A 26467-nucleotide genomic window follows, 5' to 3' on the forward strand; every position below is an offset into this window, starting at 1 on the left:
AAAGCCGGGTGACTACGAAGCGCCCGCCTGGATGCCCCGAAACTTCTGCTCCATGGAGGCGCGCCTTTCGGCAACCCGCCTTGCCGCCGCGACAGCGTCTGCGGCCCGCCTTTCGGCGTCCTTCTTCACCTGCTCCACCTCGCCGCGAGCGGCTTCCAACGAGCGCGCCGCCAATGTGGTGTCTGGATATGCGGGCAGCGCGGTGGCCGTCACCTCGTATAGTTCGGCCTCGATAATGGTTCGCTTCGGCAAATCACCCGTGTCGTCCCACTCCTGCTTAGTCGCCCGGAAAGCGAACGACATGCCGCTGACGTCGCCACGCTTCACCAGCGTCCACAGGTTGTTGCCGTCCGTGGTGTCAGGAACGTCGATCTCGGCCCGGAGGCCTCGTGCGTCCTCAGACAGCCTTAGTGTGCCAGACTTGGTGCGCCCGAGCACGCGACCAATGTCATGGTCGCAGAGCGCCAGGATGTCGCCGCGAAGAGCCGCGGAGAACGCACCAGGTGCAATGCGCTCAATGAAGTAATCGCCGATCGTGGTGTCTGTATTCCAGACTGCAGCATAGCCGATGAGGGTGCGCGTTCCCGCAGCCTCTCGAGACTCAACGCCAAACTCGCCGCTGCGCTTTTCTAGGTCAATCATGCGGCCTTGGCCTCATACAGTTTGTTGTCGTTGACTGCCGGCGGCATAGGCTGCGTGGCGTTGCTGCCAAGCGGCACCGTGGCGCCTTGGATATAAAGCTTGTCGCCATTTTCCATCGCCGGCCTGTTATCGAGAGCTCGACCTTCGTTGGGCGTAATCAAGCCGTTCTGCACACCCTGCGACATGCCCGCCATGCGGGTCACGAAGTCACCGCGAAGCAGTCCGTCAAGATTGTGCTCGATGTATTTTCCGCCGCCGCCGCCACGGCCGAACAACTTGAGGTTCAATTCGTCCTCGAGGGCTTTCGCCCACTGGCCAACGAGGTGCTGAACGAGCATCAAATTCTGCTGCTCAGTGTTGCTGAACGTTGCACCGGTAAGATCCTGCAAGAAGACCTTCGGCAACTGGTAAGCCCGCGCGATTTCCTCAACCTGGAAGCGGCGCGCTTCAACCATCTGACCCTTAGCCGGATCAAGACCAACCGGATTCAGCGTGTAGCCACCCGGAATTGGGAAGATCGGATCATTAGCGTTCTTAGCCGCATCGATCGTGCGCTTTATATCGCCCTGCGCGCGCTTGATGGCATCGGTGCCCACCGGCACCGGACCCTGCAGCGCGAGCGGCGGCACGCCTCCACCAGCAAAGAAATTCGAGCCGTAGTCGTTCATCGCCAAGGCAAGCTGAATTGCCTTTGACGCCATCGTAATTGGGCCGTAGTGCCTCAGTCCGTCATGCCAAAGCATGAACGGTACGTCGATAACTTCCTCGGCAGGGTATTCCTTGACCGGGTGTGTAGCATCACCAAACTGGTAGAGTACCCTTCCGCCAACACGCCGAACTGTCGTCTTGGTCGGATCCATAGGCCATAATGAATCAACGCCCTGCGGCGTGCGCTCGATCCACGCAAAGCCGCGGCCACCCGTAAAAACCTGCTGCCAAAACCACTGCCAGAACTTGAACGATCCCTGCTCTGGATTTGGCGCATCATGCACAATGGCCTCAAGGCGGCCTGTCAGTTTCTTGGGGCCATCTTTTGTCTCGCGGTAGGCATGCAGCGGAAGCGCCGCAAGCGTGCGCGACAGAAATGCCACAGCCGCCCACACGGCAGGCACGGCCAGGGCGCTGTCGATCGAGACGGCGGGCAGATTTGCCGACTGTAGGCCGAAATATGCGAGGAAGTTCTCGGCGCTTACCGGAATGTTCTGATTCTCAATGGTATTGCGCTTTTCCTGCCGGTTTCTCGCGGTTCGGCGGGAAAACAAGTCATAAAATGCCATTTATCCCGCCGATCTAAGCTGTAGAAGGCTGTAGTTTGGATCGTCCCAAGGGGACGTCGGTTGAGACACAATCGACCCACCGTCAGTCGCGGCGCCGACAGCCATACAAAGAGCCACGGCGACGTCGATGCGCACCGAAGCTTTTTGCTTCACGAACCACCTGTTGTCCTGCGGATCTCGGTCAAAGGTGGCGCCCATCAAGGCGGTCATCAGCACCGGACTGCGGCGGAGCCTAATGCGTCCGTCGATAATCATGTCCTCAAGCGCAGACACGGAGCCGGGCATCCACAACCCCTGTGGAATTGGCTCGCCTGCCGCCTTCGCGGCCTCGACTTTCGCATCGCTCGGTCTTGCACGAACCTTGCCGCCCTGCGGGTGGGGCACGTGCTCAACTTCTACGCCTAACGCTTCGACTTCTTCGCGAAATTTGTCGTACGCATACTTGTCGTACGCGATCGCTCGGATATCGAATATCTGGTCGATCTGCTGCACGCGCGCCGCGACGTAGTCGAAGCGAATGCGCAGGCCTGGCGGGGCATTAAGCCAACCATCCGCGACCCACTGCTCGTACGGTGCCTTGTCGGCTAGGGCTCGAGCCTTCAGAGTATCGCCTGGCGTCCAGGCCTCAACCCATGCGTCGAACGTCGGCAGATTTACCGACGTGCCGTCATCGCGATGCATATCCTTGAAGCCAGTCGGGATCACACAAGCCAGAGCCGTAATGTCCTTGCTGCCAGATAAGTCAACTCCCAAGAATACTGGGCCTTCAGCGTGCTCATCCTCCGGATCGAAGTCGTCCATGACAGCTTCGACAGTCGCGCGCGGCATCCACGCCTGGTCAGCATCGGTCCATTTGCAAAAATGGAGCCGCAAGATGCCATTAAGCTTGCCCGGAATCTGCTTCGCCTGCGCAACAACGCCGGCCAGGTAGTCATCGGTCAAAATCGTGCCAAGTAGCGGGTTGGCTTTCACCCAGCACGCCGGATCATCTAGCGGATCGTCGTCCTTATCGAGCGCGCAGACATACGCGAAGGTCGTATCGTCCAACACCTCGCCGACATACGTGAAATCGTCGTCAGGCTCGCGCGTGCCGGCCGCTACGCGCACAGCGTGCTCATGCTCTTCCCAGCAAACCGTATTCCGATCGCTACCGGAATTGGTGATCATAAGTAGGAGCGGCTGGCGCCGGAATTTGAACCCGCGTTCGAGCATTTCCATGGTCATGCGGTCGGGATGCTCGTGAACCTCATCCGCAAGGGCAAAGTGAGGGCGCGGACCACTGCCAGACTTGCCGCTGTCTTTCGAAATCGGTCGGAAGAAAGATCCGGAGCGATGATGCGCGATATTGAACTCGCGCCCCATTCCGCCACTGAACTTCAGACGCTCCTCCAACTCTGGAGCAGCGCGAACCATCTTCACGGCATCCTGAAACAGGATGGCCGCCTGCTCCTTCTTGGCCGCGGCGGCGTATATCTGGGCGCCCGCTTCGTTGTCTGCCATCAGACCATAGAGTCCGATGCCACCAGCGAATGGCGACTTACCATTGCCTTTACCTTCCTCGATGTAGACGCGCCGAAAACGGCGGGAGCCGTCTGCCTTCTTCCAACCGAAGATCGAACCAAGTTTGAACGCCTGCGATGGATGCAGATTGAACGGCCTGCCCTCGAACTGGCCTTCTGAAAGCTTTAAGCGCTCCTCGAAAAACCGGAAAACGCGCTGCGCAGCATCGTCATCGAACTTCAGACCGCGCCCTGCCCCCGCGGCCAAGTCGTCAAAGTGGCGCCGGCAGGCATTCCGCACATGCGGGCCAGCAACTGCGTCGCCGGCAAGAACAGCCTCGGCGTAAGCATTGATGCGCCGAAGAGCCGGCCCGACATCAGTCGAGCAGATCGTCTTTGTCCTCTTTTTCATCGGGCACCGTGATCTTCGTCGCGTCAGCTGGCGTTGCGCCCATCTGGCCAAGCATCTGCCGAAGTAGATTCATGCTCTGCACGCCAACTTCCTGCCCCGCCATTATGCGGCCCTGAATGCCCGCCGCCATTCCAACCAGTATTCGGTGAGACTGGTTCAACCATGGCATGTCTTTCTGGAAAAGATGCCAGGCCGATTTGGTTTTGCTGGTGTCAGTGTCAACGATCCACTTTGGTGGAGCGCCCAGCGGGCCGCCAGCCTTTGGTTCCGAGCGATTCTTGAAGCGTCCAGCGTTTATTTTTTCCCGACCTTCAGCCTTGGCTTTGGCGAGCGGGTTTCTCGGCCTCGCCATGGTGATGTCCTCTAGGCAGGGGTCATATTTTGAATTGCAGATGCGTGCGCTGTGGGGGGACGCCGGTCGCTAGGCGATGATGTCTGGGACATCACCATACCCCCTACCCAACCCCCTATTATAGCACGAGGGTGGGTGGCCGTCAAGTGAAATCGGCGCAATATTCTTGCGTTTTGCAATATCGGTCGATTTATTTTCATCGATCGACTTCGCGTCACGAAGCATCATCAAGTATCGCCTCAGTCAAAGCGGCCAGCCGTCAGGCCCGAACGCAATGACCGTCTTGCCGTTGTCTTCGCGTTGTCCTCGGCTCGAGTGACATGCTTTGCAGGTGCTGAGAAATGGGCCAGCCCAGAACTTGGACACATCGCCTTTGTGTCCACCATCGGTGTGGTGCACCTCGGTTGCAGGCTCGACTATCTCCTGCTCGAGGCACCACTCACACAGCGGTTGCTGTGCCAACTTGACCAGGCGCAACTTGCGCCAGCGTGCCGTTGAATAGAGTTTTCTGTACTCGGCAGCCTCAGCCGATCGCCTATCGCGCCGCGAGGTGTCGTGCGTCATAGGCGTTGAGATGATACCAGACCCACGCCCGCATCACCCAATCGTCAAACCACTGACGTACCTTGTCGAGCAGCCGCTTAATCATCATCGTCAGCCCAATACACGAGGGCTTCCTCGGGCAAGTCCTGCACGGACAGGCTAGCGCCATCGAACCATGCAACCTCAACCGTGCCGCAGTCGCATACGTGGATCACGGTAAGCGCTGGACCGCCACTGAGCAGCGTGACGAGATCGCCAACCGCAAAAGTGTCTTCGGTCTCAGGCAGCGGTACACCATTGAACCAAGGGCTGTCGCCGCCATAAGAGTGTGCGTTCATGTGTTTTCCTCCTTCAGTTGACTACTGGTGCGTCGCTAAGCCCAACCTCAAGAACGGTCAGAGAGCGCGTATCCCAAACGTGAAGCGTGCTGGACTTGCCGGGCTCAACGTGTACCGTGCTGGCCTCAACCCAATCGCCATCGGCCAGATCGTAGTTGATCACGCTGGCCCGATAGTTGGCGCCATTTGGCACCGTCACCACAACGGCAGTGGTCATGGGTTTTCCTCCGTTGAATTGGTCAGGGTGCGGTGTTCTGCCCACCGTCATCCGGCTTCCAAGGCCGGTACTCTTCTGCACGAGCTTCACCCTGTTAGGGTGGTCGCGGTCGATCTTTAGACATCGTTGCTTCCTCTGGAATGGTGCCCTAGCGAAGGATCGAACTCCGGACATCCTGCTTACAAGGCAGGCGCTCTACCGACTGAGCTACACGGGCATTGACGGAGCTTTATGTATGATAAGCTAGCCCGGAACTTTTCTCGTTGGCTGGCACGTCCTTGCGTGGTGTTCCAGCATTGCTCCGTGGTCGGGACTTTCACCCGATACTTCGTCAAATTTGGTTGCGCGAGCGGGACTCGAACCCGCGATCTCCTAGGTTATGAGCCTGGCGAGATGCCGCTTCTCTACCGCGCTAGAATGATGATAGGTAAGTACGGAGGGCTAACCCTTCATCCGCTCTTTCACCTATCCGCTATGCGGCGATCAACCCGCATGCCCGGTTTGTACCCGGATGCTCTGAATTGGTGCCTCGCTCAACCACAGCCAGGCGCAAGGCGACCAGCAATGGGAGCGAGGCAGAAACGCCACAACGCTGCGGGAGGAGGACGCGCGAAGTGGCGATACGTTGGCAGCCACCGCAGGGCCAAATCTGGCCAACTAGGCGATGTCGGGGCCAGGCCCAAGGAACTGCCGAAAAGTCACGCCCGGTTCAGCGGTGGCGCCGTGATGCACAAGCATCTGTACCGCCACATAACCGAGCGTCCGCATTGCGGAAGGTGTGGGGATGTCAAATCATCCCTTCACTTGTCCACACCACGAAATCCTGAAATGCGGCACAACGCGGCAGATTTTTTTGGACGGCCAACTCTTCGCCGAAAAAATCGTGCCACAGAAGTTATTGGCCATCGCCGCGCCATTTGCGATGGCCATCTTGACTAAAATGCAGCGGCCAACTTTGACGCTGCGCTAGGCGGCCATTCTCAGTGCTTCGGCCAGGTTATCATTCGCCGCCTGCAGTTTACGGCGCCCTTGCCGCTCCCGCGTGCGCCTATGGCCGCCATCACCAAGATCGGCCAGACTGCTGGCCGTAAGTGCCCTGTCTAACACCTTGGTGTCTGCGTCCGACAGCATGGCCAAGGTAGCCTCCCAAACCTCTCGGTTTGCGATGTGCGCTGCCACGTCCTGCCAGGCCACCGACCCGCTTTCGCCTTTCCCGCCCTTCTGCATGCCGAGGAAGCTTTCGGCCACGCGCTTGCTGCCGCATGGTAGACCCTTGCGGTACCGCTTCACGGGCGGCAGCGCTGGTGTGTTGGCATACGCCTCCGCAAGCGTTGTGCGAGCTTCCTCGGCCGAATACGAGCGTCCTTGGCGGCGCTTGGTGCCTTTGACGTACCGCGGCTCAATGGCGCCGAGCAATTGGGCGAAATACAAGTTCGATTGTTCGACGTACGCGTTACTGACACCGCTACCGCCGAGCATTCGCTCTTGCTGATCCTTGGTCCGCAGCATAGCTCCAACGGGCATGGTCAAGTCCTTCATGATCGGCTTTCCGTCGATCCCTCTAGCAAAACCCTTCTCGGTTTGCGTGCCGTCGCTGAAGCGTAAGGATCCGATTCGAACCACGACCTTGTGACGCTTGCCGTTATCGTCTGTGGCGAAGCCGTACTCCACATCACGGGCGACAGGATAAAGTTCAATATCATGCTCACCTTTGGCTTTTCTCGCGTCAGCAACCGGAACCTGACGGAAGTCGACCTTTGCTGACTCTCGAAAGAGCGCGGATAGCGTTGGCCTTATCGCCAATCGCCTTTCAACGTGCGTGTTCGCGATTTCCTCTGGATTAGCATTGTCGTTGGCTGGCTGCTTTTTCCAGTTCGTGCCGGCAGTCTCAACCGGTGCATCGAGGTCAGGACGGTTGCGATAGGCCAGCAATGCCGAAAGCTGATCGGCCAAGGATCCCTTTTTCAATGTCTGCTCCCGCGGTTGAAAAGCTCGAGTGCTGCTCGGCCCTTGACATTGGCGGCCAAACCGAAAGTGCCGTCACCGGCTGGTCGCCATGACAGCATTTTCCGCTGTTCGAGGCTGCGCCGAGTGCGGTCAGCGAAAGCGGCCGACCAGTGTTGCAGAAAGCCGCGCCTAAGGAAGTCCGCCTGGCTTTCCGTGATCCGCAGTTGCGAGTGGGTCCACGTTTCGGTCATGTCAGCGATCGACCAGACTTCTGCATCTTTGTCTTCCTCGAAATGTGGGCTGTTGGCGTTGAGTTAGCGCGGCAAGAAATGGCACCCATCACATAAAAGGCGCCGAAGCTCCGTCCATCAGGGAAGCGCGAAAAATAAAGTCTATGCGCGTAGCAAATTCGCTTTGACCGGCTCATTGTCATTGCCAGTCCAGTTGGTTTTGAACCGGTTCGACTGGGCCTTCATGCCTCGCGGCCCATTTGCTTCAATCCCAACAGTCCGTCTGCGAAGTAGAGCCGTGGCGGGTCGTTGTGGATCTGCTCATTTTTGCGCCCGCTTGCTGCAATCGGGAATTACTCTGACATTTTCGCTTATGTCGATCTGTCGGATGGCTTCCGAGAGGGATGTTGGCTCGCCGTCCTTACCTTCGGCCATCCTGGCGCAGCACTCGCGAACAAACTCGCGCTGGCGACACGCGAGCCGCCAAGCCTCGTCTTCGCTCACGTACCGTTCGCCGCCGACGTAACGAGCGAAGTGTGAGAGAATCCCCTCCTCCATTTTTTTGAAGCGCGTGTGGATTTCACGGCGCGCGATTTCGACTTTGTCCCGCTGCCGACTCGACTCCAGCCATCCGAAGACCGGATCAATGAGGCTCCTGCGCTGTTGGTCGTTTCGCGGTGTGTAGCTCTCGACGAGCGTCTCAATTTTTTCGTGTTCCATGAAGAAGTCATGTCTCCCTATATGACCTGTTCCGGTCGGATTGGCGGCATGGATAAAATCCGAATTTTCCGGGTGCCTTCTATGCAAGTCGTGTTGCCTATGAATCTCACTGAATCACTGAATCAATGGATGAATGGATAAAAGGTATGTATGTATATATAAGTTATTGATACTCCTATATATTCCCTTAGAGTTTCGTCTTCCACCGTACCCCTTTCCGCCGATACGAAATCAGCCATGAGGCTTTCATCCGAAGGACGAATCTAGCGCGTGGAAAAAACAAGCCTTCTTTTCGGGCGGCCACCCGTGCTGGCGCACTCTTCGTGGACTAGGTCCGCTTCCTTCAGATCCTTGATAATTTCATCACGCTGGCGTGCGTCTATCGACTTCAAGCGGTCGGCCAGCCGCCCCGCGGTGATACCATTGCTGCCTGCGGCCCTGATCATCGCGGCAATGCGTTTGTAATTCGCCTCTCGCGGATTGTCCGACAGCCGCTCTGTTACCTGCGACAACATTCCCGCCGCGCACGACCAGGCCAGCGACGATGCCCAATCAATGTTCGCCTCCGTTATCATTGGCTCGGCGTGGTTAATGCCTACAGCCACGATCAGGGCTAACTTGATTGCATTTTCGATGATGCGTCGAACGAAGGGTCGTGCCTCCGGCACCACGCGCTTTTCATGTTCCGACACGGCTTCTTTGACCGAGTCGAACAGCGCAACGGCACCATCGGTCCATGGCACAACGTGCGGCGTTGTGAGGGTGCCGGCCGCGAAGGTCTGGAGCTTTATGCCGGCCAGGTTGCCCGTTCGCTTTTTAACAACATCGATGCCGGCCACATCCGCCATCTTATCCAATAACGCGGTCGGAACGTAGCGCACATCCTGCGCTGGCTTGACCGCCGCTGGTGGCGCCGTATCGACATTAAAGAGGACCAGGCGAGGCAATAAGCCGTCCTCTGCGCTCGCCGAGGAGAGCGCCGACCAGAATTGTTCGGGCGTTGAAGTGCCGTGAATGCACAGATTGGGATTGTGGATCCGTTTTGGTGGGCTGCCTTTATAAGCAGCGCCTTCGAAGTAGGTTGCGCTCGCGCTGTAGTAGTCGCGCAAGTCTGTCGATATCGCCCGCTGGTGGCTCCCTGCCCGCCTGTCGGTGATCTCGCGAATGAAGCCGCCGAACTCATCAATCTGACAGTTGACCGATTGATGCGCCTCAAGCACCTCGCGAAGCGCTGAGGCCGACATGATGCGCGCCGGTCCACCGAACGAGTCGAACACGCCATGGCCAGCCGCGAGCAGGCGCTTAATCTGAGATCGCGCGTGTTCTTTGCCGAAGCCGGATTCGGCGAGCGCTACCGAGTAGATATTTGGACGCGTATCGCGGCTACCCGTGGAATAACGCGGCCCCATCAGCGCCGCCACCATTGGCAACGAAGCCGCCAGTGCGAGCGAGCGGCTTGGTTGCTCCGCGCTCGATACGATCCAATCAACAAGATCCTGCACCAGTCCGCCAGGGCACGTCAGCGATTCGAGATCAGCGACGGCGTCGAGATGATAGTCCGGAAGCTCCTCGATGGCGGCCGGCAGGTTGTCCGAAGTTTGCGTGCGATTTTCGGACAGTGTTTCCGCAGCCTGCCGTTTCGCATCGTGGTTCGCAATTAGTTGGGCCACGGCCTCAGGGTCAGCCTCCGGCAAGTTGTCGTTTGCCGACCGTTCCGGCACCAACCGAGGAAGGCGCAAACCAGCCTCGATGCCGCGCCGGATCTTTGCGCGGATTTCTTTATCGCCGTCCTTGGCAACTACGCCATTGGCTCGGGCCGCCGCGAAGAGATCGGTCTCGGCCTCACCTCGATCGAGCGCCCCGGCAGCAATGAACTGGCCAAGTTTGTACGCGGTTCTGTTCACCAGTTCGCCGCGACCAGGCGCCTGCTTTCGGGCAAGCGTATCGAGCTCGTCGTTGACCGCAGCCGCAACCCAAGCAGGGTTGTCGCCTGCCGGTACCAGCCGGCCGGACCATTCGGAGGGCGACGACGCCTCGAACGACTTTGGCAAAACCATATCGAGCAACCATTGCGGAGCATCAGCGAACTCGGGGAGGCCGTCGCCGTCGTAGTCCACCCACTCGTAGCGGCGACCGTCCGCCATTACGCTACCCGGCCCGATCACGTAGCCACCATCGCCACGACAGTCCAGCGCCACGCCCAGCCCGCCCCGATTGCGTACGCCTTCTACGTGCTTGAAGTAATAGTGCCGTCCGCCGTTGGCTGTGGACACCATCGCGGTTTCAGGCAATTCCCCGTAGATGTCCTCGAGCGCCTTCAGCGTCTCGAAGCCATTTACGATCGTCCCGTCAGGGAGGCGTTTAATGTCAACGTCAAGTATCCAAGCGCCCAGCTTTTCGCCGGTTGGCACGCCGATTAATGCGTTCGGATAGCGCCCGCCGAACCACGTCCTGACGATGTGATCATTCTTAGTCGCATCCTTGAGGCCATAATGAGTGAGCGGAGATTTCTCGCTCTTGGTGGTGATTTCACCCGTCGTGACGTCGAATGAATCTTCGTCGGCGGATCGACATGGAAAAATCGGAACGCCGAGGCTTTGATAATGCAGCGCCAGTTCCAGTGCGGCAGGCTGAGCGTTCATACAAGTTCTCCAAAGGGGCAATAGCACTGCGTGCGGGCGGCAGAGCACTGTCCGTCGCCCACGTCGATCGGAATTCGTAGGATCATTAGGCGGCAATCTTTCGGAGAAAGCCCGGGAACGCGTTTTCAGGCTTTGCTGCAGCTATATCCGATGCGTCGTTGTCGATCTTCTCGATGATTGCCTGCCAAGCAAAGTTGGCAATGCGTGCGTCGACAAAGAAGGCATCGGCCACATGACGAATGAGACCGGAAGGCGGCGGCTCCCCCACCCCTGCGTACTCAACAAGGCCAAAGCGACGATGCCCACTCTCTTCGATGCCGCTGCGGACCACCTTCTCCGGAAACAAAACCGGCGACTTGTCGATCAGCCGCGCGTCGTGCGGTCGGCCGTCCAAGTAATCGATGGCAATGGCAAAACCCTTGGTGCGCGAGACCTGGGCTGCGGAACGCCGAGGCGATATACGATTGGTCATAGGTACTCCATCCCGCGGGCGCGGGTTATTGGGAGGCAGTCTGGATTTTTTGATGGTGCTGAAGGTGGGTGTTAAGCGGCCCTCGCCGCGATGCGATCGGCAATCCATTCGCGCACTTCCGATGCGACGAAGGCGATCCTCTTCTCACCCAATGGTACAGCGGTGGGGAATCGCCCTTCCGCTCGATACCGATTCAACATCGATCGCGACAGCGACGTAAGCCTGGCTGCATCGTTCAGAGAAAGTAATTGATGGTTGTCGTTCACATAACCCTCCTAGCGCTCGACAAGAACTGAGCGCATTCAAAATCAATGTATTGATTGGGAAAGGGTTGACCGACGCTCAGCGCCACCTCCGTTTCGTGGAGGCTTACGACCGGATAACCGGCAGCCCAAGGACGACATGGTCGCCAATGTTGACACGTATAGGCGATTTCCATTAAAAAGTCAAGACAAAAATGGCCTCGCAACAAATTAAAATGTCAAGTCATTTTTTTGATTGCGACAACAAGCCGCAATAGGTAGCCCAGTCGGCTGCGAGCCGGTACCTTTTTTCGAGCGCATCGCCGCGCGCATAGGCTCGCTCGACGGCATCGCCTACGGCGTGGGCGAGCGCCATTTCGGCAAGCTCTCGGGGATGATCCGACACCTCAGTTGCCCAGTCCTTAAAGGTCGATCTCATACCATGAGGCGTGGCGATCTTCGGCTTGCCAGCATCGTCAAGTTGCTTGGGATCTACCCACCCTCCACGACCGGCCCTCCGCTCAGATGCGTGCATTCGCTTTATAACCGCAGCTAAGGTCATATCGGAAAGCTCCCCACCGCGCACCGCCGGGAAGACGAGTGCATTCTTCTCAAAGCGCGGCGTGGCCTTGAGTTGCGCAATGGCGGGATCAGAGAGCGCCACACGATGCTCTTTACCGGTTTTAGTGCGCTGAGCCGGGACAATCCACATTTTGGCGCCAAGATCGATTTCGTCCCACCTAGCACCGCGCACCTCACCACTACGGGTAACCGTCAAGATGGTGAACTCCAGCGCCCTTGCGCCAACGCCATCGACGGCGCGCAACTTCTTCATAAACGCTGGCATATCCTTGTACGGCAACGCGGGGTATCGGCCGGCGCTAGCCAGCGCGTCGGGCTTGTGGAGCACATGCTCTAGGTTCCCCTTCCATGATGCCGGATTGTCACCCTTCCGGAGTCCTTCAACCTTCGCCGCATCAAGCACGCGCTCGATGCGTTCGCGCAATTTCTCTGCCGTCTCCTGCTTTTCCCCCCAAAGCGGCCGCAAGACGGAAAGCACGTCCTGCACGCCGATGTCGGCAAGCGCCTTTGAGCGAAGCGGCGCGGCGTGGTTGGTTAGCGTGTTTCGCCAACCGGCTTCCGTCTTCGCACCGCGCCAGCGCCCGGCCTTCACGGCGGCGTCGATGTAATCATCAGCGTACGTGCCGAACGTCTTCCCTGCGACTGCCGCGCAGGCTGCCTCAATGATGGCGGCACCGTTTCTATGTTCGACAGGATCAATGCCTTTCCGCAAAAGCGCCCTCGCCGCTTCGGCCTCCTGGCGCGCTTCGGCCAGTCCGACAGCATGCAGCGGCCCCAACCCCATCTCGCGCCGCTTGCCACCGAAGCGATAGTCGAGAATCCAGTACCTGCCCTTGCCTTTGGTCACGAGCCAGAGCCCGCCACCATCGCGCAACTTCCGCCCCTTGCCTGCCTCAATTTTCTTGACCGTAAGAACGTTCCGAGTATGGCTCCCCATCACCGTCTTCCCCGCTTTTTCCCCGCTATGGGGCGTGTTGCTAGCGGTAGACGATATGGTTGCAGGTTTCAAGAGCTCCTTTGTTTGCAAGCGCTTGCGACGGCCTTAGGTGCACGAGATGGCCAGCAAAATCGCCATAATGGCTCCGGCCCGGGGAGCCAACATTTCCAAGCACTTGGCGAAGCTGCAAAACCGGCGATTTTTCGGTTATGTACGGTATATGTACGCCGGACCGGATAGCTTGCCTTTCGAATCCAAAAGCCCGCCACCGTGAAGGCAGCGGGCCAAAACTAACACGCTGATAGATTTTCAGAGCCCTTGCCCTCCAGATATGAGGCACGGGCCGTCATGGTCGCCATGGTCGGCTTCGCGCTCGTCGTCGCCCTCCCGCATGATTGAGCGCCCTGTGGATAGTAACCCACTATTCACCATAGCGGCAGTTCTTCCCGGGCATCCGGCGCATTAGGGACAGCTTACGTGATTACACGCATTCGCGCCGCCAACGACTCAGATAGCTTGATTTTCGCGGGTCCCCAACCCCGCATTGGCCGGCGCTGCCCACCATAAACCCCACCCACGGCGCCGGCCATCTTGCCAAGGTGGACGGACCGATCCACGCAAGATTCACCGACGCTTCATCAACACCACGTTGCCATCAGGGCGGCGCCAGCGCGGCGGGCTCACCCTTTGGTTGCGTCGTTCGTTCATTTGGTGGTGTTCCGACTATATTAGCGAGCACGTATATATCCCGTCAGCCGGCGCCGCCATCTTGATGCCCCTGCCGGTTAGGCCCGGTGCTTACTGGCCTACCCGCCCCAAGTGCCGGGCCGCTTTTCCGATAAGTGCCTCAAGTTGATCTTGGCAAAGATCTTTACTTCGCCGATTTGTCGGCGATGACACCCAATTTCTGGATTTCCGGTGTCTTAGCAAACATGTCGCCTGCCTTGATCTTCTCCATCAATCCGGCGGCGACCTTCCCGTTGAGATGCGCGTCACGTCCCCCCTCGTCGTCGAAGGTATCGAATATTGCGAAAGACGAAGGCCCTTCCTGAATCGCATACCATGTGATGGTTCCGGGTTCGGCTTCCACCAAAGGAACCGCCGACTTCAGGAAGTCCGCGACCTCCTTCTCCTTGCCGGGCTTGGCTTCAAGCGGAACGTACAGCGCGAACTTTGTCATTCTGTTCTCCCGTTCTAATCTTTTGCTAGTGTCTATCGCTACCAATCGCCTTCGTGCCTGGCGGCAGAATTCGGGGGACAAGCAGCGTTCTCGATGGGAGCGGCTACATTCCCTAAGGGAAATCGACCGCTGCATACACAACCCGCGATAGGCGTTGCGGTTCCACCGCTACAGAAGGCGGGACATTCCGGCTCCGGCCTTCTCGGGCACATTGTCCGAGATCCATTTATACAGAAAGTCGGTCCCGCGCGTGCTCATCGAAGAGAAAGCGCGCCGGTTATATTAGGTTCCGCTCATCTTGACGCCAGCGCGGGCCGCTCCCGAGTCTTGGGCATGGCTCGGGGTAATATCAAAGTAGGCGATGATGTCGCTGTCACTGCCATTGTGCGCGGGCGGGTGACGCCCGATCGCATCAGCGTGACCATCCCCTCCTACGCCTTCCCACATTCGGTTGTCGATTCGACTTCGAAGGCCGTGATCGGCCAGCATATGGAGCTCACCGGCCAGGTCACGCGCGTTGACGGCGATAAGGTGACGATCAGCCTTCGGCCGCTCGTGACCGTCGATGCCGAGCACGTTCGCTTGGTCGAGAGCTATGTTGCGCCAAAGCGGAAAACGCGGCTCGTCGGCAAGGCCTGAAACGTTCCCCGCGTCTCCACCCTCGCTTGGCTTGGTAGAAACTCGCCGGGCGAAGACCCCAACCGCCTCAAGCCCGGCGAGCCTACAACCTGATCAGAGTACGCGATCAGGACCGGGGATCAGCCGGCAAAAGTGGTATGCAGCAAGAGCGGTGCCAGTATTTCAGTGCTGAAAAGGGACAGTGCCCATTTCGGACCGGAGCATGCTCAAACTCGCAAGATCGGGAGTCCATTAAGCACGCGCTTTATTAGTTCTGGAAAATTTTAACGAATCGTTGACCGCGCTGTCCCAAAATAGGACGGCGCGGTCAAACCCCAACCGGACTGCGCAGGCGGCTCCGGCAACCCCCCAACCCAAGCGCAGTGTCGGAGCCGCTTCCACGCCTCTGTATACTAGCAATGGTTGAATCAACGGTTACGACAAGTGGTTTCCAAGAAGCTGCTTAGCAACCAACCACGTCGCTTTCCGGTGGCGTTTTTGACCAATCGCGGCAACTTGCGGCGGCGAATGACAAAAAGAATGCCCGTTAGCGTAGCGCCACGCGAAAGGCCCGCCACCGTGAGACTGGGGGCCACTCGTTCGCTTATCGGCAGCCTTCACGAGTCGGCGTTGCGGAAGCCGCTGACCGGACATTCGACGTCATTGAGGCGAGGCACTCCTCCAGACGTTCCAGGCGCGCCTTCTGGAATCGCAGTGCGTGCGCGACGTCATGCAGCCTGGATTTACCCTGAGAATTGGCAGCGGCGATCAAGTCTATTTCGAGCCGACTGATCTCGCTTCTCAGGTTACGAGCCTCAGCTTCCCTCAGACCCTTGATCCATCCAGCTCCGCGCATCAGCACAATTTCACCCACCTGACACCAGGTCGCACAATAGCAGGAGTTTGCTAACAACCCTGCCACGGACATTCTCGTATTTTAATCGTTGCTAATATTAAGGCCTGAGCAAGAGGAAGCGGCCTACAGAGGCGTTGATTCCACCGACCGGCTTGCATGAGATGCGCAAGCACCTCTGATCATGTCGGGCCCTTGGATCTGCCCATTTTAGGTGGAGAGAGGCGGAAGGCGCATTTGGCTATCTCCAAGCGCAGCCTGTTTTAACGACTTGGCTGACTTTCTGGCCATGCAGCGAATATGCACGAACAAGCATCCGCGGAATGGCAGCGAACGTTCGCGCATGGAAGAGCCCGGAAGCCGAAGCCGCCGTCAATTATAGCCAGTTTGAAACCACGGACTGGTGTCATACCCTAAGCGCGGACTATAGTGATCCAGGAAGTTTGCGCCCACATTTGAGGGTCGCGCAACCACGGTGCCTGTCGATTTGCAACCCCGTTTCGTGGTCGGCTTGCTGCCAGCCTTCATATGAGCTGCGGAACACGAGGTTGCAGCCTGAGCGGTGGCCACCTTTTTCTTCTCTTTCGCAACAGCCGCTCCGGTGGCGGCCAATACTATTGCTACGCCAAAGACAACGAGTTTCATTGAAACGCCCCTCACCTTACACAATCCGAAATGATTGCGCCTAGTTGACTTGACGTCAACCACGTTTTGTCCGCAACGGCGGCGAAGCTGCGCGTTCGGCTTGTTTGGCGGCGTCCGGATTGGTGCCCTTCGCTTCCTGCTCAGTGTCCCGCCGCCCGTAGACAAGCCCAAACACAAGCGCGAAATACCCCGCCTGCAACAGAAAACCGGCGATGACGCCCCAGATTACGCCCTTCCCCATGGACCCCGTGTCGAGATAGGCCCAAACTGCAACGACCACTGATGTCGCCAGCATTCCCACCACAAACTGCGGAAAATACATGGCCCCAACCCCTTTCCGACGCTCCCCAACGGCTTCCCACACCCTTCTGACCATTATTTATTATTTTAGCAATCGCGCAAGTATGGCAGTTTGGTCGCTTGCGCAGCCGCCCCGAGGAGCAGCCTCCCGGGGGGACCGGCGGCGACTTCGCTACTTCAGCTGAATATCTGGCGTGGCGGGATGGGCACAAGCTTCGAAAGTGACGCCGGCACTTAAGCGGTGCCGAAACTGTTCCGAAAACGTCCGAAACGTCTAATATGCCCCCATGCAGGGGACTCGCATCGCTTTTGGTCCGTTCGTACTCGATCCCGATATCGGGACGCTCTATAAGGAGCAGATCCCGATCACTGTTGGGCATCGTGGGTTGACGCTGCTTGCTGCGCTTACGGCACGGCCCGGTGAGATCCTGACCAAGGCCGAACTGATGGACGCTGCCTGGCCTGGCACCGCCGTTGAGGAAGGCAACCTTACCGTCCAGATCGCGACATTAAGAAAGGCACTCGGTCAGGCTGACAATGGCGGCGAGTGGATCGCCACGGTGCCTCGTATCGGCTACCGCTTCATCGGGACTGTCGAGCCGGTGGCGAGCGCATCCCGCAGACCGACACCACCGTCCGGCAAGCCGTCAATTGCGGTGCTGCCCTTTGCCAACTTGAGCGGCGATCAGGACCAGCAGTATCTCAGCGACGGCATAACCGAGGACATTATTACGGAACTGGCCAGGTTCCGCTCCCTCCTTGTCATCGCGCGCAATTCATCGTTTCAGTTTCGCCATCCGGCATTGGACATTGACGAAGTCCATCGCGAACTCGGAGTTCGCTACCTCGTCGAAGGCAGCGTGCGAAAGCTCGGTGATCGTATTCGGATCACCACACAGTTGATCGACGCCGCCACCGGCACCCACCTGTGGGCTCAACGCTACGACCGGGCTCTCAACGACATCTTCGCATTGCAAGACGAGGTGGCCGCTCTCATTGCCTCGATGGTCGAAGGCCAAACGGAGGCAGATTCGGCAAGCCGGACCAGACGCAAGCCTCCGGCCGAGTGGGATGCATACGACTACTACCTGCAGGGGCGCGCGCACTTCTACCGATATGAAAATGACAAAGCCGAGCCTCTGTTCGTTCGGTGTGTCGAGCTCGATTCGACGTTCGCCCAAGGCCACGCCTTCCTCGCGCAGGCCCTTGTTAGCCGATTTTGGTACGACAACGATCCGCGGACGCTGCAGAAGGCCTGGGAATCGGCACGGACGGCGCTCGCTCTCGACAGGAGCGACGGTGTTTGTCACCAGAGCATGGGGCTGGTGCTTACGCACATGCGCCGGCACAGCGATGCCGGAGTGCATTTGGAGCAGGCGCGCTCGTTGAACCCGCTGGACGTGAACATAGCGGGGGACTACGCAAGCTGGCTCAACTACGGCGGACAGGCCGAGACGGCCCTGAACGTGCTCGAAACTGCGCTCCTGCGCGACCCATTGCCTCCGATATGGTTCTGGGAGGTGAAGGGCAGCTCGCTCTTCCTGCTTGGAAGGTATTCGGAAGCCGTCGGTTCGTATCAGAAGGCCGGTGACCAATTCTTTATTCATGCCTTCCTCGCAGCGGCGCACGCACATTTGGGCGAGACGCAGAAGGCTCGCGCTGAGGTCGAGGAAGCACTGACGAGGAAACACGGCCTGACTCTCCGGATGATGTCAGGTCTCCCGTTCGCCGACCAGGTCGCCCTCGAGCTTTTCACGTCAGGCTTGAGAAAGGCCGGTTTTCCCGCGTGAACGCACCTTCGGGGCCTGATGCGTTGCTCAGGATCCAGCCGCTCGCCGGCGCCCGTCCTCAACCAGGCGAAACCGGTAGCGATCACGTATGAACTCGTTGAAGAATTGCCCTTTCGAGAAGGCGGCCCTGAACGCCGCATAGGTCTCGGGCTCGACCTCCTCATAGTCGTAGCGGTTCCCGCTCGGGACGAACCAGACCGAAAGCACCTTCGTCGCCGGGTCGTAATGCGTGTTGCGGATGGCTGTGGACGGCATGTCAAAAGTCCTGCTTCGCCTCAAAATCCCGCTTCGCCAGTTCTTAATGCCGCAGCAATCCGGAGGTTCCGTCGGACGGACAGGCCTCCGGCTGCGCCAAAATCTTGCCTGCTCGCTGAGCCTTCCTATCTGCGTCAGATGTCACCGATGAAATCGAGCACTGAAGCCCACGCCTGCCAGGGCGATCTCTTCGGCATGGCGTCCACCCTGCCGGAAGGGTTCTCCTATCGGTCGGACCTGATCACTCCAGACGAAGAGACCGCACTGGTCGGTCACCTCAAGGGACTGTCGTTCAAGCCCTTTGACTTCCATGGCCATCTTGCCAACCGGCAGGTGGCCGGCTTTGGCCTGCGCTACGACTACGATCGGCGCGAGGTCGTTGAAGCGCCGCCCATCCCAGAATTCCTGCTACCGCTTCGCGACAAGGTAGCGGACTTTGCCGGTCGCGCAGCCCCAGATTTCGCGCAAATACTGATCAATGAATACCGCCCGGGAGCGGGCATAGGATGGCATCGCGACAAGCCGCACTTCGAACTCGTCGCCGGCGTGTCGCTGCTGGCGCCGTGCAGCTTTCGGCTGCGCCGTAAAGCCGGCGTGAAATGGGACCGTGAGACGATCGAGGTCGAGCCGAGGTCCGTCTATCTCATGGACGGTCCGGCGCGCCACGAATGGGAGCACAGCATTCCGCCAGTCGCCGGGCACCGCTATTCCATCACGCTGCGCACCTTGAAATAGCCACCACTCCAAGGCACGCAGCAGCCGCTCTGGAAGGCAGCGCCCAGTTGTGCTTCGATTGCATATGAGCGTTGATCGCAGCAAATCCCTGGGCGTCCGCGCAACGCTCGTTCTATGGGCGTGTCTGTCCTGCCTGCTGGCTTTGCAATGGCTCGTCGATCTTGGGATGGTCGGCTTTCCCGACGGATACGTAACGCCCTATGCGAGAGCGACCAGCACGCTGTTGCATGTCCTTGTCTGGGCATGCCTGGCGCAGAGCCTCTACTTCGCTTGCCGGGCCTTGTTCGGCAAACGGTTCGGGCCTTCTCTCTTCCTGCAAATGCTGGTCGCCGTCGCACTGACTGTCGCCCCGGTGCTTATCGCAAAACACTGCCCGCAGTCTCAGACATGCAGCAACATCTATGAGAAACTCACCAATAGGATGGTGGACGATGGCGCGGGTGGATGACGTTATGTCTCCCATCGACCGGTAACCGACGATAGATAGAACTTTGGCGCACCTTGCGCGGATGCCTGCCACGGATGTGGCGGCAAAAACTTGGAGGAACCATGCGAAAGATTCTGGCATCGACGCTGCTGTTCGCGGTCGCATTATCGGTAAACGCCGCCAGGGCACTGGACAGCAGCGGGACCCCGGTTGTCGTGACGCCGCTTGCCGATCGCACCCAGACGGCTTCCGGCCAGCCGATCGTGCTGCCGCAGAAAAATGTCCAGGTGCTGGTTTCGACCTACGACATCGCGGTCGGCGCCACCTTGCCGGTGCACAAGCACCCGTTTGCCCGTTACGCCTATGTCGAGGCTGGAACGCTCAAGGTGACGAATGTCGAGACCGGCAACGCCAACACCTACAAGGCCGGCGACTTCATCGTCGAGATGATCGGCCAGTGGCACCAGGCGACCAATATCGGTGACGGCCCGGTCAAGCTGCTGGTCATCGACCAGGTTGAGCAAGGCGTCAAGAACACGGTGCTGCGCCAGTAACTGCGGCCGGGTTCCCGGCTGGCCCAAGCAGCGATTGGTTGTTCCGCTTCCCCGGCAATCGAGCCGATGCTAGGGCTGGCCGTCTGCATTCATGAAGGATCGTCTCTTGGCCGGTAATGCTCGCCCCCTGATCGAAATCTGCGTCGAAGGCATCGACGGATTGCTGGCCGCGCAAGCCGCCGGCGCCGACCGGGTCGAACTCTGCGCCAGCCTGGTCGAAGGCGGCATCACGCCGAGCCTCGGCACGGTGCGCGCAGCGCTTGAGAGCGCGACCATTCCTTTCCATGTCATCGTGAGGCCGCGCGGTGGTGACTTCCTCTACAGCGAGGCCGAATACCGCTCGATGCTCGCCGATGTCGCAGCGCTGCGCGATCTCGGCGTCGCCGGTGTCGTCGTCGGCTGCCTCAATGCCGACGGCACAATCGACGAAACCCGCATGGGCGCACTGGTCGAGGCGGCGGGTCCGCTCAACGTCACCTGCCACCGCGCCTTCGACATGACCCGCGACCCGGCCGAGGCGCTGGAAGCGCTGATCCGCTGCAAGGTCGGTCGCGTGCTGACCAGCGGCCAGCGCGACACCGCGCTTGAAGGCGCCGGCTTGTTGGCGGATCTCGTCCGCCAGGCCGGCAGCCGCATAATCATACTCGGCTGCGGCGCGCTCGATCCCGAAAACATCGCCGCGGTGCTGGCTGGGACTGGGCTTGCCGAAATGCATTTCGCCGCGCTCAAGGACGTGCCGAGCGCAATGGCCTATCGCAATCCGCAAGTCGGTATGGGCGGCACCGATCTCGACCGCGAATATCGCACCACGGTAACCGACGGCGCGCTGGTGGCGGCGACAATCGCGGCGGCCAGGGCTTGATGACCACGCCCGCGTCGATCAGCCGCGTCTCGGCAGCGGATGAAGCTGCCATCCTCGCACTCAACAATGAGCATGCGGCCGAACTGTCATGGCTCGAACCCGAACGCCTGTCCTTCCTGCTCGGCGAAGCGTTTTACACCAAGCGCATCGGCGCGCTCGAAGCCTTCATCATGACCTTCGACCAGGATGCATGCTACGACAGCCCGAACTTCCTCTGGTTCCGCGAGCGCTATCCACGCTTCGTCTATGTCGACCGCGTCGTCGTAGCCGGCGAGGCGCACGGCCGCGGCCATGCCCGCCGGCTTTATGAGGGTCTGTTCGTGGAAGTCGCCCGCGCGGGCCACAGCATCGTTACCTGCGAGGTCAATGCCGAGCCCCCCAACCCGGCTTCCGACGCCTTCCACGCCGCGCTCGGTTTTGCCGAGGTCGGCGACGCCGTGATCCATGGCGGCAAGAAGGCGGTGCGCTACTATCTCAGGCAGATCGCCGGATGACGCGGGCGCCACTGGCGCCATAAAGAAGCCAGGCCTAATGTAACTTCGCCAGCCGGAGGCGAAATACCATGCCGAGCAACGTCTTCCGCTTCGATGAGAGCTGGGACATTCCCGAGGCGACGCCGCAACAGGTCTGGGACGTGCTCTCCGACGCAGAGTTGCTGCCGCTGTGGTGGGGCGACGTCTACAAGGAGGTCGTGCCACTCGACCGCAAGGGCAAGGGCGTCGTCGGCTCGCGGGCCAAAGCGCGGGCACGAGGCGCCCTGCCCTATGAACTGAACTTCATAGTCGAAGCCGCCGAGCTCGAGCCCGGCCGGCTGGTGGTGGTCAAGACCTTCGGCGATTTCGAGGGCCTGTGGCGTGCGGAACTGTCGCCTTCGGGCACCGGCACCCATGTCGATCTTGTTTGGCAGGTGACGGTCGAGAGGCCGATCCTCAAGTTCCTGGCGCCGTTGCTCAGGCCAGCCTTTGCCTGGAACCATCGCTGGACCACGCCGCGCGGCGAAGCCGGCCTGCGCCGCTATCTCGCGGCGCAGAAGAAGGCGGCATGATACCGCCTTGCTGGCTGCCAGCCAGTCGCGCACCGATTTTTCCGCGATAGAATAGCTCCGCGTTTCCTTGAAACAATGAGCCGCTCCAGCAAAAAAGGGGCCGCGAAGGGCCCCTTCCAGACATTTGTATCGGTAGAAATCAGGCGTTGGCGGCGTTCACCGCGCGCTTGGCCATCACCGCGATCAGGTTGGCGCGGTATTCGGCCGAAGCGTGGAGGTCGGTCATCAGATTCTTCGCCGGCACTTTCACGCCGTCGAGCGCTGATGCGGCAAAGCTCTTCGCCAGCGCGGCCTCGATTTCCTTCGAGCGGAACACGCCGTCGTCGCCGGCGCCGGTGACGGCAACGCCGACCCCATCCTTGCCCTTGGCCACGAACACGCCGACGATCGCGTAGCGCGAGGCCGGATTGCGGAATTTTTCGTAGGCAGCCTTCGCCGGCGCGGTGAATCTGACCGCGGTGATGATCTCGCCCTCCTTCAGTGCCGTCTCGAACAAGCCGGTGAAGAATTTGGCGGCCGAAATCTCGCGCTTGTTGGTGACGATGGTGGCGCCAAGCGCCAGCAATGCTGCCGGATAATCGGCAGCCGGATCATTGTTGGCGACCGAGCCGCCGATCGTGCCCTTGTGGCGGACCGCCGGGTCGCCGATCAGCGACGCCATATTCGCCAGCGCCGGACAGGCCTTTCGCAGCTTCTCGTCACTGGCGACGTCGTAATGTGTGGTGGCCGCACCGATGGTGACGGTCTTGCCCGACACCTTGACGCCTTGCAGCTCCTTGATCCGCGACAGGTCGACCAGGTCGGAAGGTGCTGCAAGCCTGGTCTTCATCGCCGGGATCAGCGTCATGCCGCCCGACAAAAGCTTGGCGTCGCCGCTCTTCACCATCTTGGCGGCGTCAGCGATGGAGGCGGCGCGGTGGTAGTTGACTGCGTACATTTGTCTTTCTCCCTTCGGGGAAAGAGCGAATAGGGAATAGCCAATAGCGAGTAGGGACTGCCCCTTCGCACTGCGCCTCTTTCCCTATTCGCTACTCCCTGTCGCTATTCGCTTCTCAGTGCTTCTTCGCCGCGCGGATCGCTGCCCAGACGGTGGACGGCGAGGCCGGCATGGCGATGTCGGTAATCCCGATGGCGTCGGTGATGGCGTTGATGACCGCCGGCGGCGAGCCGATGGCGCCGGCCTCGCCACAGCCCTTGATGCCGAGCGGGTTGCTCGGGCACGGCGTGTTGGAGGTCGAGACCTTGAACGACGGCAGGTCGCCCGCGCGCGGCATCGTATAATCCATGTAGCTCGCCGTCAGCAGCTGTCCGCCGGCGTCATAATGGGCGCCTTCGAGCAGCGCCTGGCCGATGCCCTGGGCAATGCCGCCATGCACCTGGCCCTCGACGATCATCGGGTTGATGATGTTGCCGAAATCGTCCGCCGCGACGAACTGGACGATCTCGGTCGTGCCGGTTTCCGGATCGATCTCGACCTCGCAGATGTAGCAGCCCGCCGGGAAGGTGAAGTTTGCCGGATCGTAGAAGGCCGTCTCCTTCAGCCCCGGCTCCATGCCGGCCGGCAGATTGTGGGCGGTGTAGGCGGCAAGCGCCACCTGGAACCAGGGCAGGGTCTTGTCGGTGCCGGCGACCTTGACCTCGCCATTCTCGATGACGATGTCGCCCTCGTCGGCCTCGAGCAGGTGGGCGGCGATCTTCTTGGCCTTGGCCTCGACCTTGTCGAGCGCCTTGGCGATTGCCGACATGCCGACGGCGCCCGAGCGCGAGCCGTAGGTGCCCATTCCCATCTGCACCTTGTCGGTGTCGCCATGGACGATCGAAACCGAATCCAGTGGTACCCCAAAACGCTGGTTGACCAGCTGCGCGAAGGTCGTCTCATGGCCCTGGCCATGGCTGTGCGAGCCGGTCAGCACCTCGATCGTCCCGACGGCATTGACCCGCACTTCGGCCGACTCCCACAGGCCGACACCGGCGCCGAGCGAGCCGACCGCCGCCGACGGCGCAAGACCGCACGCCTCGATGTAGCAGCTCATACCGATGCCACGGAGTTTGCCCGCCTTGGCGGCGGCCGCCTTGCGCTTGGCAAAGCCGGCATAGTCGGAGGCCGCCATCGCCGTATCGAGCGAAGCGCCATAATCGCCGGCGTCATAGTTCAGGATGACAGGCGTCTGGTGCGGAAATGCGGTGATGAAGTTCTTGCGTCTGAGCTCCGCCGGCGACACGCCCAGCTCACGCGCGGCCGCTTCCATGGTGCGCTCCAGCAGGTAGGTGGCTTCGGGCCGCCCTGCCCCGCGATAGGCATCCACCGGCGCCGTGTTGGTGTAGACGGTGCGCACATTGGCGTGGATAGCCGGGATATTGTACTGGCCCGACAGCAGCGTCGCGTAGAGATAGGTCGGCACGCAGGACGAGAACAGCGACATGTAGGCGCCGAGATTGGCGATGGTGTCGACCTTGAAACCGGTGATCCGGTTGTTCTTGTCGAATGCCATTTCGACGGTCGAGACATGGTCGCGGCCATGCGCGTCGGTGAGGAAGCTTTCGGTGCGGTCGGCGACCCATTTGACCGGCACGCCGGTTTTCTTCGATGCCCACAGGCAGACGATCTCTTCGGGATAGATGTAGATCTTCGAGCCGAAGCCGCCGCCGACATCGGGCGCAATGACGCGCAGTTTGTTTTCCGGCGCGACATTGTAGAAGGCGCTCATCACCAGCCGCGCGACATGCGGATTCTGCGAGGTCGTCCAACAGGTGAAGTGGTCCTCGGCCTTGTCGTAGTGGCCAAGGGCGGCACGCGGCTCCATGGCATTGGGAACCAGCCGGTTGTTGACGATCTTCATGCGGGTGACATGGGCGGCAGCCTTGATCGCCGCGTCTGTCGCCTTGGCGTCGCCGATCTCCCAGTCGAAGATCAGATTGTCCTCGGCCTCGGCATGGACCTGCGGCGCGCCTTTTTGCAGCGCCTTGGTCGCATCGACCACCGCCTTCAATTCCTTGTAGGTGATCTCGACGGCTTCCGCCGCGTCGCGCGCCTGGCCCTTGGTTTCAGCCACCACGATGACGACAGCATCACCGACGTAGCGCACCTTGTCGACAGCGAGCGGCGACCAGGCCCCCATCTTCATCGGCGAGCCGTCTTTGGAATGGATCATCCAGCCGCAGATCAGGTTGCCGATGCCGTCGGCCTTGAGTTCCTTGCCGGTCAAGACGCCGATGACGCCGGGCATGGCCTGCGCCTTCTTGACGTCTATCTTCTTGATCTGCGCATGCGCGTGCGGGCTGCGCACGAAGGCGGCATGCTTCATGCCGGGCACCACCATATCGTCGACATAACGGCCGGCGCCGGTGATGAACCTCTTGTCTTCCTTGCGCGCGACCCGAGCGCCGATACCTTCAATGCCCATAGGAATTCCTCCGGAATTTAGGGGAGTAGGGCGGTAGGGGAGTAAGGGAGTAGGGAAAAGCGGCCCGGTTTAGCCTTTTTGCCCTACTCCCCTACTGCCCTATTCCCTTATTCCCCTCGTTCTAAGCCGCTTGTTTCGCCCTGCCCTTCGACGCCTTCGCCATCGTCTTCGATGCGGCGAGGATCGCCTTGACGATGTTGTGGTAGCCGGTGCAGCGGCAGATGTTGCCTTCGAGTTCGGTGCGCACCGTCGCCTCGTCGAGGCCTTCGGGATGGCGCGCGATCATGTCGGTCGCGGTCATGATCATGCCTGGCGTGCAGAAGCCGCATTGCAGCCCATGATGTTCCTTGAACGCGGCCTGCACCGGATGCAGGTCGGCGCCGTTGGCAAGCCCCTCGATCGTCACCACGGTCGACCCGGAGGCCTGCACGGCCAGCATCGAACAGGACTTCACCGCCCTGCCGTCGACATGCACGACGCAGGCGCCGCATTGCGAGGTGTCGCAGCCGACATGCGTTCCGGTGAGACCGAGATTTTCGCGCAGGAAATGAACCAGAAGCGTTCGGTCTTCGGCAGCGCCGCTGACCCGTTTTCCGTTCACGACAAACGAAACGTCCGACATGCATCCTCCCTGGGTATAACCTCGGTAATCATGCTGCCGATGCGGCTCTGGCGCTCGGCCATGCGCTATTCGTACACCGCACAACGCGCAAAAAACACACGGGTGCTCATTGTACTTTCGGTCAT

Annotated in this window: 28 protein-coding genes and 2 tRNA genes; 9 read left to right on the plus strand and 21 right to left on the minus strand. The window is 60.0% G+C overall.

The genetic code is table 11. The annotated features are described in order from the left end of the window. Positions 1-12 precede the first annotated feature (12 nt). The 8 genes from ACWTU9_RS15390 to ACWTU9_RS15425 form a co-directional block, all read right to left on the minus strand. Complete coding sequence (locus tag ACWTU9_RS15390) at positions 13-642, minus strand: HK97 family phage prohead protease (RefSeq protein WP_455859018.1); 630 nt, start codon at positions 640-642, stop codon at positions 13-15. Further along, positions 639-1919 carry a phage portal protein gene (locus ACWTU9_RS15395; protein ID WP_455859019.1) on the minus strand — a complete coding sequence of 427 codons (1281 nt, stop codon included), beginning with the start codon at positions 1917-1919 and terminating at the stop codon, positions 639-641. The genes ACWTU9_RS15390 and ACWTU9_RS15395 overlap by 4 nt, the downstream gene beginning before the upstream one ends. Next, entirely contained in the window at positions 1920-3830 is a 1911-nt protein-coding gene (locus ACWTU9_RS15400) for a terminase large subunit (protein WP_455859020.1), read from the minus strand. Then, positions 3796-4182: a hypothetical protein gene (locus ACWTU9_RS15405; RefSeq protein WP_455859021.1), complete on the minus strand. Its 387-nt coding sequence runs from the start codon at positions 4180-4182 to the stop codon at positions 3796-3798. Before ACWTU9_RS15405 ends, ACWTU9_RS15400 begins: the two co-directional genes overlap by 35 nt. A 641-nt stretch (positions 4183-4823) precedes the next feature. Beyond that, a complete protein-coding gene (locus ACWTU9_RS15410) occupies positions 4824-5063 on the minus strand; it encodes a YodC family protein (RefSeq protein ID WP_455859022.1) in 240 nt (79 codons plus the stop codon). Positions 5064-5076: 13 nt separating this feature from the next. Continuing rightward, positions 5077-5280 (minus strand): hypothetical protein, encoded by a 204-nt coding sequence (locus ACWTU9_RS15415; RefSeq protein ID WP_455859023.1) that lies wholly within the window; start codon positions 5278-5280, stop codon positions 5077-5079. Positions 5281-5421: 141 nt separating this feature from the next. Continuing rightward, positions 5422-5497, minus strand: a tRNA-Thr gene (locus tag ACWTU9_RS15420). Between the two features lie 121 nt (positions 5498-5618). Continuing rightward, positions 5619-5694: transfer RNA gene (locus tag ACWTU9_RS15425), tRNA-Met, on the minus strand. 370 nt (positions 5695-6064) lie between these two features. Between ACWTU9_RS15425 and ACWTU9_RS15430 the strand changes: the two genes are divergently transcribed. Further along, entirely contained in the window at positions 6065-6250 is a 186-nt protein-coding gene (locus ACWTU9_RS15430) for a hypothetical protein (RefSeq protein WP_455859024.1), read from the plus strand. Here ACWTU9_RS15430 and ACWTU9_RS15435 read toward each other — a convergent pair. From ACWTU9_RS15435 to ACWTU9_RS15465, 7 genes are all read right to left on the minus strand, one after another. Then, positions 6247-7248 carry a hypothetical protein gene (locus ACWTU9_RS15435; RefSeq protein ID WP_455859025.1) on the minus strand — a complete coding sequence of 334 codons (1002 nt, stop codon included), beginning with the start codon at positions 7246-7248 and terminating at the stop codon, positions 6247-6249. The genes ACWTU9_RS15430 and ACWTU9_RS15435 overlap by 4 nt on opposite strands. A 530-nt stretch (positions 7249-7778) precedes the next feature. After that, positions 7779-8177 carry a hypothetical protein gene (locus ACWTU9_RS15440; protein WP_455859026.1) on the minus strand — a complete coding sequence of 133 codons (399 nt, stop codon included), beginning with the start codon at positions 8175-8177 and terminating at the stop codon, positions 7779-7781. Positions 8178-8440: 263 nt separating this feature from the next. Beyond that, positions 8441-10819 (minus strand): bifunctional DNA primase/polymerase, encoded by a 2379-nt coding sequence (locus tag ACWTU9_RS15445; protein ID WP_455859027.1) that lies wholly within the window; start codon positions 10817-10819, stop codon positions 8441-8443. Positions 10820-10904: 85 nt separating this feature from the next. Next, entirely contained in the window at positions 10905-11291 is a 387-nt protein-coding gene (locus ACWTU9_RS15450; RefSeq protein ID WP_455859028.1) for a hypothetical protein, read from the minus strand. Positions 11292-11362: 71 nt separating this feature from the next. After that, complete coding sequence (locus ACWTU9_RS15455) at positions 11363-11557, minus strand: helix-turn-helix transcriptional regulator (protein WP_455859029.1); 195 nt, start codon at positions 11555-11557, stop codon at positions 11363-11365. Positions 11558-11777: 220 nt separating this feature from the next. Further along, positions 11778-13052 (minus strand): tyrosine-type recombinase/integrase, encoded by a 1275-nt coding sequence (locus ACWTU9_RS15460; RefSeq protein ID WP_455859030.1) that lies wholly within the window; start codon positions 13050-13052, stop codon positions 11778-11780. 871 nt (positions 13053-13923) lie between these two features. Then, complete coding sequence (locus ACWTU9_RS15465; RefSeq protein ID WP_454574256.1) at positions 13924-14232, minus strand: putative quinol monooxygenase; 309 nt, start codon at positions 14230-14232, stop codon at positions 13924-13926. A 333-nt stretch (positions 14233-14565) separates the two neighbouring features. Here ACWTU9_RS15465 and ACWTU9_RS15470 point away from each other — a divergent pair, with 333 nt between their 5' ends. Then, positions 14566-14871 carry a hypothetical protein gene (locus tag ACWTU9_RS15470; RefSeq protein ID WP_455859031.1) on the plus strand — a complete coding sequence of 102 codons (306 nt, stop codon included), beginning with the start codon at positions 14566-14568 and terminating at the stop codon, positions 14869-14871. 1204 nt (positions 14872-16075) lie between these two features. Here the strand turns inward: ACWTU9_RS15470 and ACWTU9_RS15475 are convergent. Together ACWTU9_RS15475 and ACWTU9_RS15480 are read right to left on the minus strand one after the other, a co-directional pair. Then, positions 16076-16348 (minus strand): hypothetical protein, encoded by a 273-nt coding sequence (locus ACWTU9_RS15475; protein WP_455859032.1) that lies wholly within the window; start codon positions 16346-16348, stop codon positions 16076-16078. 55 nt (positions 16349-16403) lie between these two features. Beyond that, positions 16404-16670, minus strand: coding sequence for a hypothetical protein (locus tag ACWTU9_RS15480; protein WP_455859033.1), 267 nt, complete (start codon positions 16668-16670; stop codon positions 16404-16406). A gap of 265 nt (positions 16671-16935) precedes the next feature. Here ACWTU9_RS15480 and ACWTU9_RS15485 point away from each other — a divergent pair, with 265 nt between their 5' ends. After that, a complete protein-coding gene (locus ACWTU9_RS15485; protein WP_455859034.1) occupies positions 16936-18438 on the plus strand; it encodes a winged helix-turn-helix domain-containing tetratricopeptide repeat protein in 1503 nt (500 codons plus the stop codon). A gap of 27 nt (positions 18439-18465) precedes the next feature. Here ACWTU9_RS15485 and ACWTU9_RS15490 read toward each other — a convergent pair whose 3' ends face one another. Further along, the gene (locus tag ACWTU9_RS15490; protein WP_454574261.1) at positions 18466-18693 is read right to left on the minus strand and encodes a KTSC domain-containing protein; all 228 of its coding nucleotides are present in this window, start codon (positions 18691-18693) and stop codon (positions 18466-18468) included. A gap of 138 nt (positions 18694-18831) precedes the next feature. Between ACWTU9_RS15490 and ACWTU9_RS15495 the strand changes: the two genes are divergently transcribed. The 6 genes from ACWTU9_RS15495 (at position 18832) to ACWTU9_RS15520 (ending at position 22316) form a co-directional block, all read left to right on the plus strand. Next, positions 18832-19428, plus strand: coding sequence for an alpha-ketoglutarate-dependent dioxygenase AlkB (locus ACWTU9_RS15495; RefSeq protein WP_455859035.1), 597 nt, complete (start codon positions 18832-18834; stop codon positions 19426-19428). A 64-nt stretch (positions 19429-19492) separates the two neighbouring features. Next, complete coding sequence (locus ACWTU9_RS15500; protein ID WP_455859036.1) at positions 19493-19876, plus strand: hypothetical protein; 384 nt, start codon at positions 19493-19495, stop codon at positions 19874-19876. A gap of 101 nt (positions 19877-19977) precedes the next feature. Further along, the gene (locus ACWTU9_RS15505; protein WP_455859037.1) at positions 19978-20409 is read left to right on the plus strand and encodes a cupin domain-containing protein; all 432 of its coding nucleotides are present in this window, start codon (positions 19978-19980) and stop codon (positions 20407-20409) included. A 106-nt stretch (positions 20410-20515) separates the two neighbouring features. Further along, positions 20516-21271, plus strand: a complete 756-nt coding sequence (locus ACWTU9_RS15510) for a copper homeostasis protein CutC (RefSeq protein WP_455859038.1) — start codon at positions 20516-20518, stop codon at positions 21269-21271. Then, on the plus strand, positions 21271-21765 hold the full coding sequence (locus tag ACWTU9_RS15515) for a GNAT family N-acetyltransferase (RefSeq protein ID WP_455859039.1): 495 nt from the start codon (positions 21271-21273) through the stop codon (positions 21763-21765). Before ACWTU9_RS15510 ends, ACWTU9_RS15515 begins: the two co-directional genes overlap by 1 nt. Positions 21766-21833: 68 nt before the next feature. Further along, the gene (locus tag ACWTU9_RS15520; RefSeq protein WP_455859040.1) at positions 21834-22316 is read left to right on the plus strand and encodes an SRPBCC family protein; all 483 of its coding nucleotides are present in this window, start codon (positions 21834-21836) and stop codon (positions 22314-22316) included. A gap of 139 nt (positions 22317-22455) precedes the next feature. Here ACWTU9_RS15520 and ACWTU9_RS15525 read toward each other — a convergent pair whose 3' ends face one another. From ACWTU9_RS15525 to ACWTU9_RS15535, 3 genes are all read right to left on the minus strand, one after another. Then, complete coding sequence (locus ACWTU9_RS15525; protein WP_455859041.1) at positions 22456-23253, minus strand: FAD binding domain-containing protein; 798 nt, start codon at positions 23251-23253, stop codon at positions 22456-22458. Positions 23254-23368: 115 nt separating this feature from the next. Further along, positions 23369-25720: a xanthine dehydrogenase family protein molybdopterin-binding subunit gene (locus tag ACWTU9_RS15530; protein ID WP_455859042.1), complete on the minus strand. Its 2352-nt coding sequence runs from the start codon at positions 25718-25720 to the stop codon at positions 23369-23371. Between the two features lie 121 nt (positions 25721-25841). Beyond that, positions 25842-26342 (minus strand): (2Fe-2S)-binding protein, encoded by a 501-nt coding sequence (locus tag ACWTU9_RS15535; RefSeq protein ID WP_455859043.1) that lies wholly within the window; start codon positions 26340-26342, stop codon positions 25842-25844. Between the last annotated feature and the right edge of the window lie 125 nt (positions 26343-26467).

It is taken from the genome of Mesorhizobium sp. 128a (genome assembly GCF_053848025.1).

Excerpts from the sequence above, each read along its gene's own strand:
- ACWTU9_RS15460 (WP_455859030.1), bottom strand. The coding sequence starts at position 13,052 with ATGGGGAGCCATACTCGGAACGTTCTTACGGTCAAGAAAATTGAGGCA.
- ACWTU9_RS15530 (WP_455859042.1), bottom strand. The coding sequence starts at position 25,720 with ATGGGCATTGAAGGTATCGGCGCTCGGGTCGCGCGCAAGGAAGACAAG.
- ACWTU9_RS15390 (WP_455859018.1), bottom strand. The coding sequence starts at position 642 with ATGATTGACCTAGAAAAGCGCAGCGGCGAGTTTGGCGTTGAGTCTCGA.
- ACWTU9_RS15405 (WP_455859021.1), bottom strand. The coding sequence starts at position 4,182 with ATGGCGAGGCCGAGAAACCCGCTCGCCAAAGCCAAGGCTGAAGGTCGG.
- ACWTU9_RS15465 (WP_454574256.1), bottom strand. The coding sequence starts at position 14,232 with ATGACAAAGTTCGCGCTGTACGTTCCGCTTGAAGCCAAGCCCGGCAAG.
- ACWTU9_RS15450 (WP_455859028.1), bottom strand. The coding sequence starts at position 11,291 with ATGACCAATCGTATATCGCCTCGGCGTTCCGCAGCCCAGGTCTCGCGC.
- ACWTU9_RS15525 (WP_455859041.1), bottom strand. The coding sequence starts at position 23,253 with ATGTACGCAGTCAACTACCACCGCGCCGCCTCCATCGCTGACGCCGCC.
- ACWTU9_RS15410 (WP_455859022.1), bottom strand. The coding sequence starts at position 5,063 with ATGAACGCACACTCTTATGGCGGCGACAGCCCTTGGTTCAATGGTGTA.
- ACWTU9_RS15400 (WP_455859020.1), bottom strand. The coding sequence starts at position 3,830 with ATGAAAAAGAGGACAAAGACGATCTGCTCGACTGATGTCGGGCCGGCT.
- ACWTU9_RS15430 (WP_455859024.1), top strand. The coding sequence starts at position 6,065 with ATGTCAAATCATCCCTTCACTTGTCCACACCACGAAATCCTGAAATGC.
- ACWTU9_RS15495 (WP_455859035.1), top strand. The coding sequence starts at position 18,832 with ATGTCACCGATGAAATCGAGCACTGAAGCCCACGCCTGCCAGGGCGAT.
- ACWTU9_RS15485 (WP_455859034.1), top strand. The coding sequence starts at position 16,936 with ATGCAGGGGACTCGCATCGCTTTTGGTCCGTTCGTACTCGATCCCGAT.
- ACWTU9_RS15480 (WP_455859033.1), bottom strand. The coding sequence starts at position 16,670 with ATGTATTTTCCGCAGTTTGTGGTGGGAATGCTGGCGACATCAGTGGTC.
- ACWTU9_RS15445 (WP_455859027.1), bottom strand. The coding sequence starts at position 10,819 with ATGAACGCTCAGCCTGCCGCACTGGAACTGGCGCTGCATTATCAAAGC.
- ACWTU9_RS15535 (WP_455859043.1), bottom strand. The coding sequence starts at position 26,342 with ATGTCGGACGTTTCGTTTGTCGTGAACGGAAAACGGGTCAGCGGCGCT.
- ACWTU9_RS15490 (WP_454574261.1), bottom strand. The coding sequence starts at position 18,693 with ATGCCGTCCACAGCCATCCGCAACACGCATTACGACCCGGCGACGAAG.
- ACWTU9_RS15415 (WP_455859023.1), bottom strand. The coding sequence starts at position 5,280 with ATGACCACTGCCGTTGTGGTGACGGTGCCAAATGGCGCCAACTATCGG.
- ACWTU9_RS15440 (WP_455859026.1), bottom strand. The coding sequence starts at position 8,177 with ATGGAACACGAAAAAATTGAGACGCTCGTCGAGAGCTACACACCGCGA.
- ACWTU9_RS15505 (WP_455859037.1), top strand. The coding sequence starts at position 19,978 with ATGCGAAAGATTCTGGCATCGACGCTGCTGTTCGCGGTCGCATTATCG.
- ACWTU9_RS15520 (WP_455859040.1), top strand. The coding sequence starts at position 21,834 with ATGCCGAGCAACGTCTTCCGCTTCGATGAGAGCTGGGACATTCCCGAG.
- ACWTU9_RS15470 (WP_455859031.1), top strand. The coding sequence starts at position 14,566 with ATGGCTCGGGGTAATATCAAAGTAGGCGATGATGTCGCTGTCACTGCC.
- ACWTU9_RS15500 (WP_455859036.1), top strand. The coding sequence starts at position 19,493 with ATGAGCGTTGATCGCAGCAAATCCCTGGGCGTCCGCGCAACGCTCGTT.
- ACWTU9_RS15515 (WP_455859039.1), top strand. The coding sequence starts at position 21,271 with ATGACCACGCCCGCGTCGATCAGCCGCGTCTCGGCAGCGGATGAAGCT.
- ACWTU9_RS15475 (WP_455859032.1), bottom strand. The coding sequence starts at position 16,348 with ATGAAACTCGTTGTCTTTGGCGTAGCAATAGTATTGGCCGCCACCGGA.
- ACWTU9_RS15395 (WP_455859019.1), bottom strand. The coding sequence starts at position 1,919 with ATGGCATTTTATGACTTGTTTTCCCGCCGAACCGCGAGAAACCGGCAG.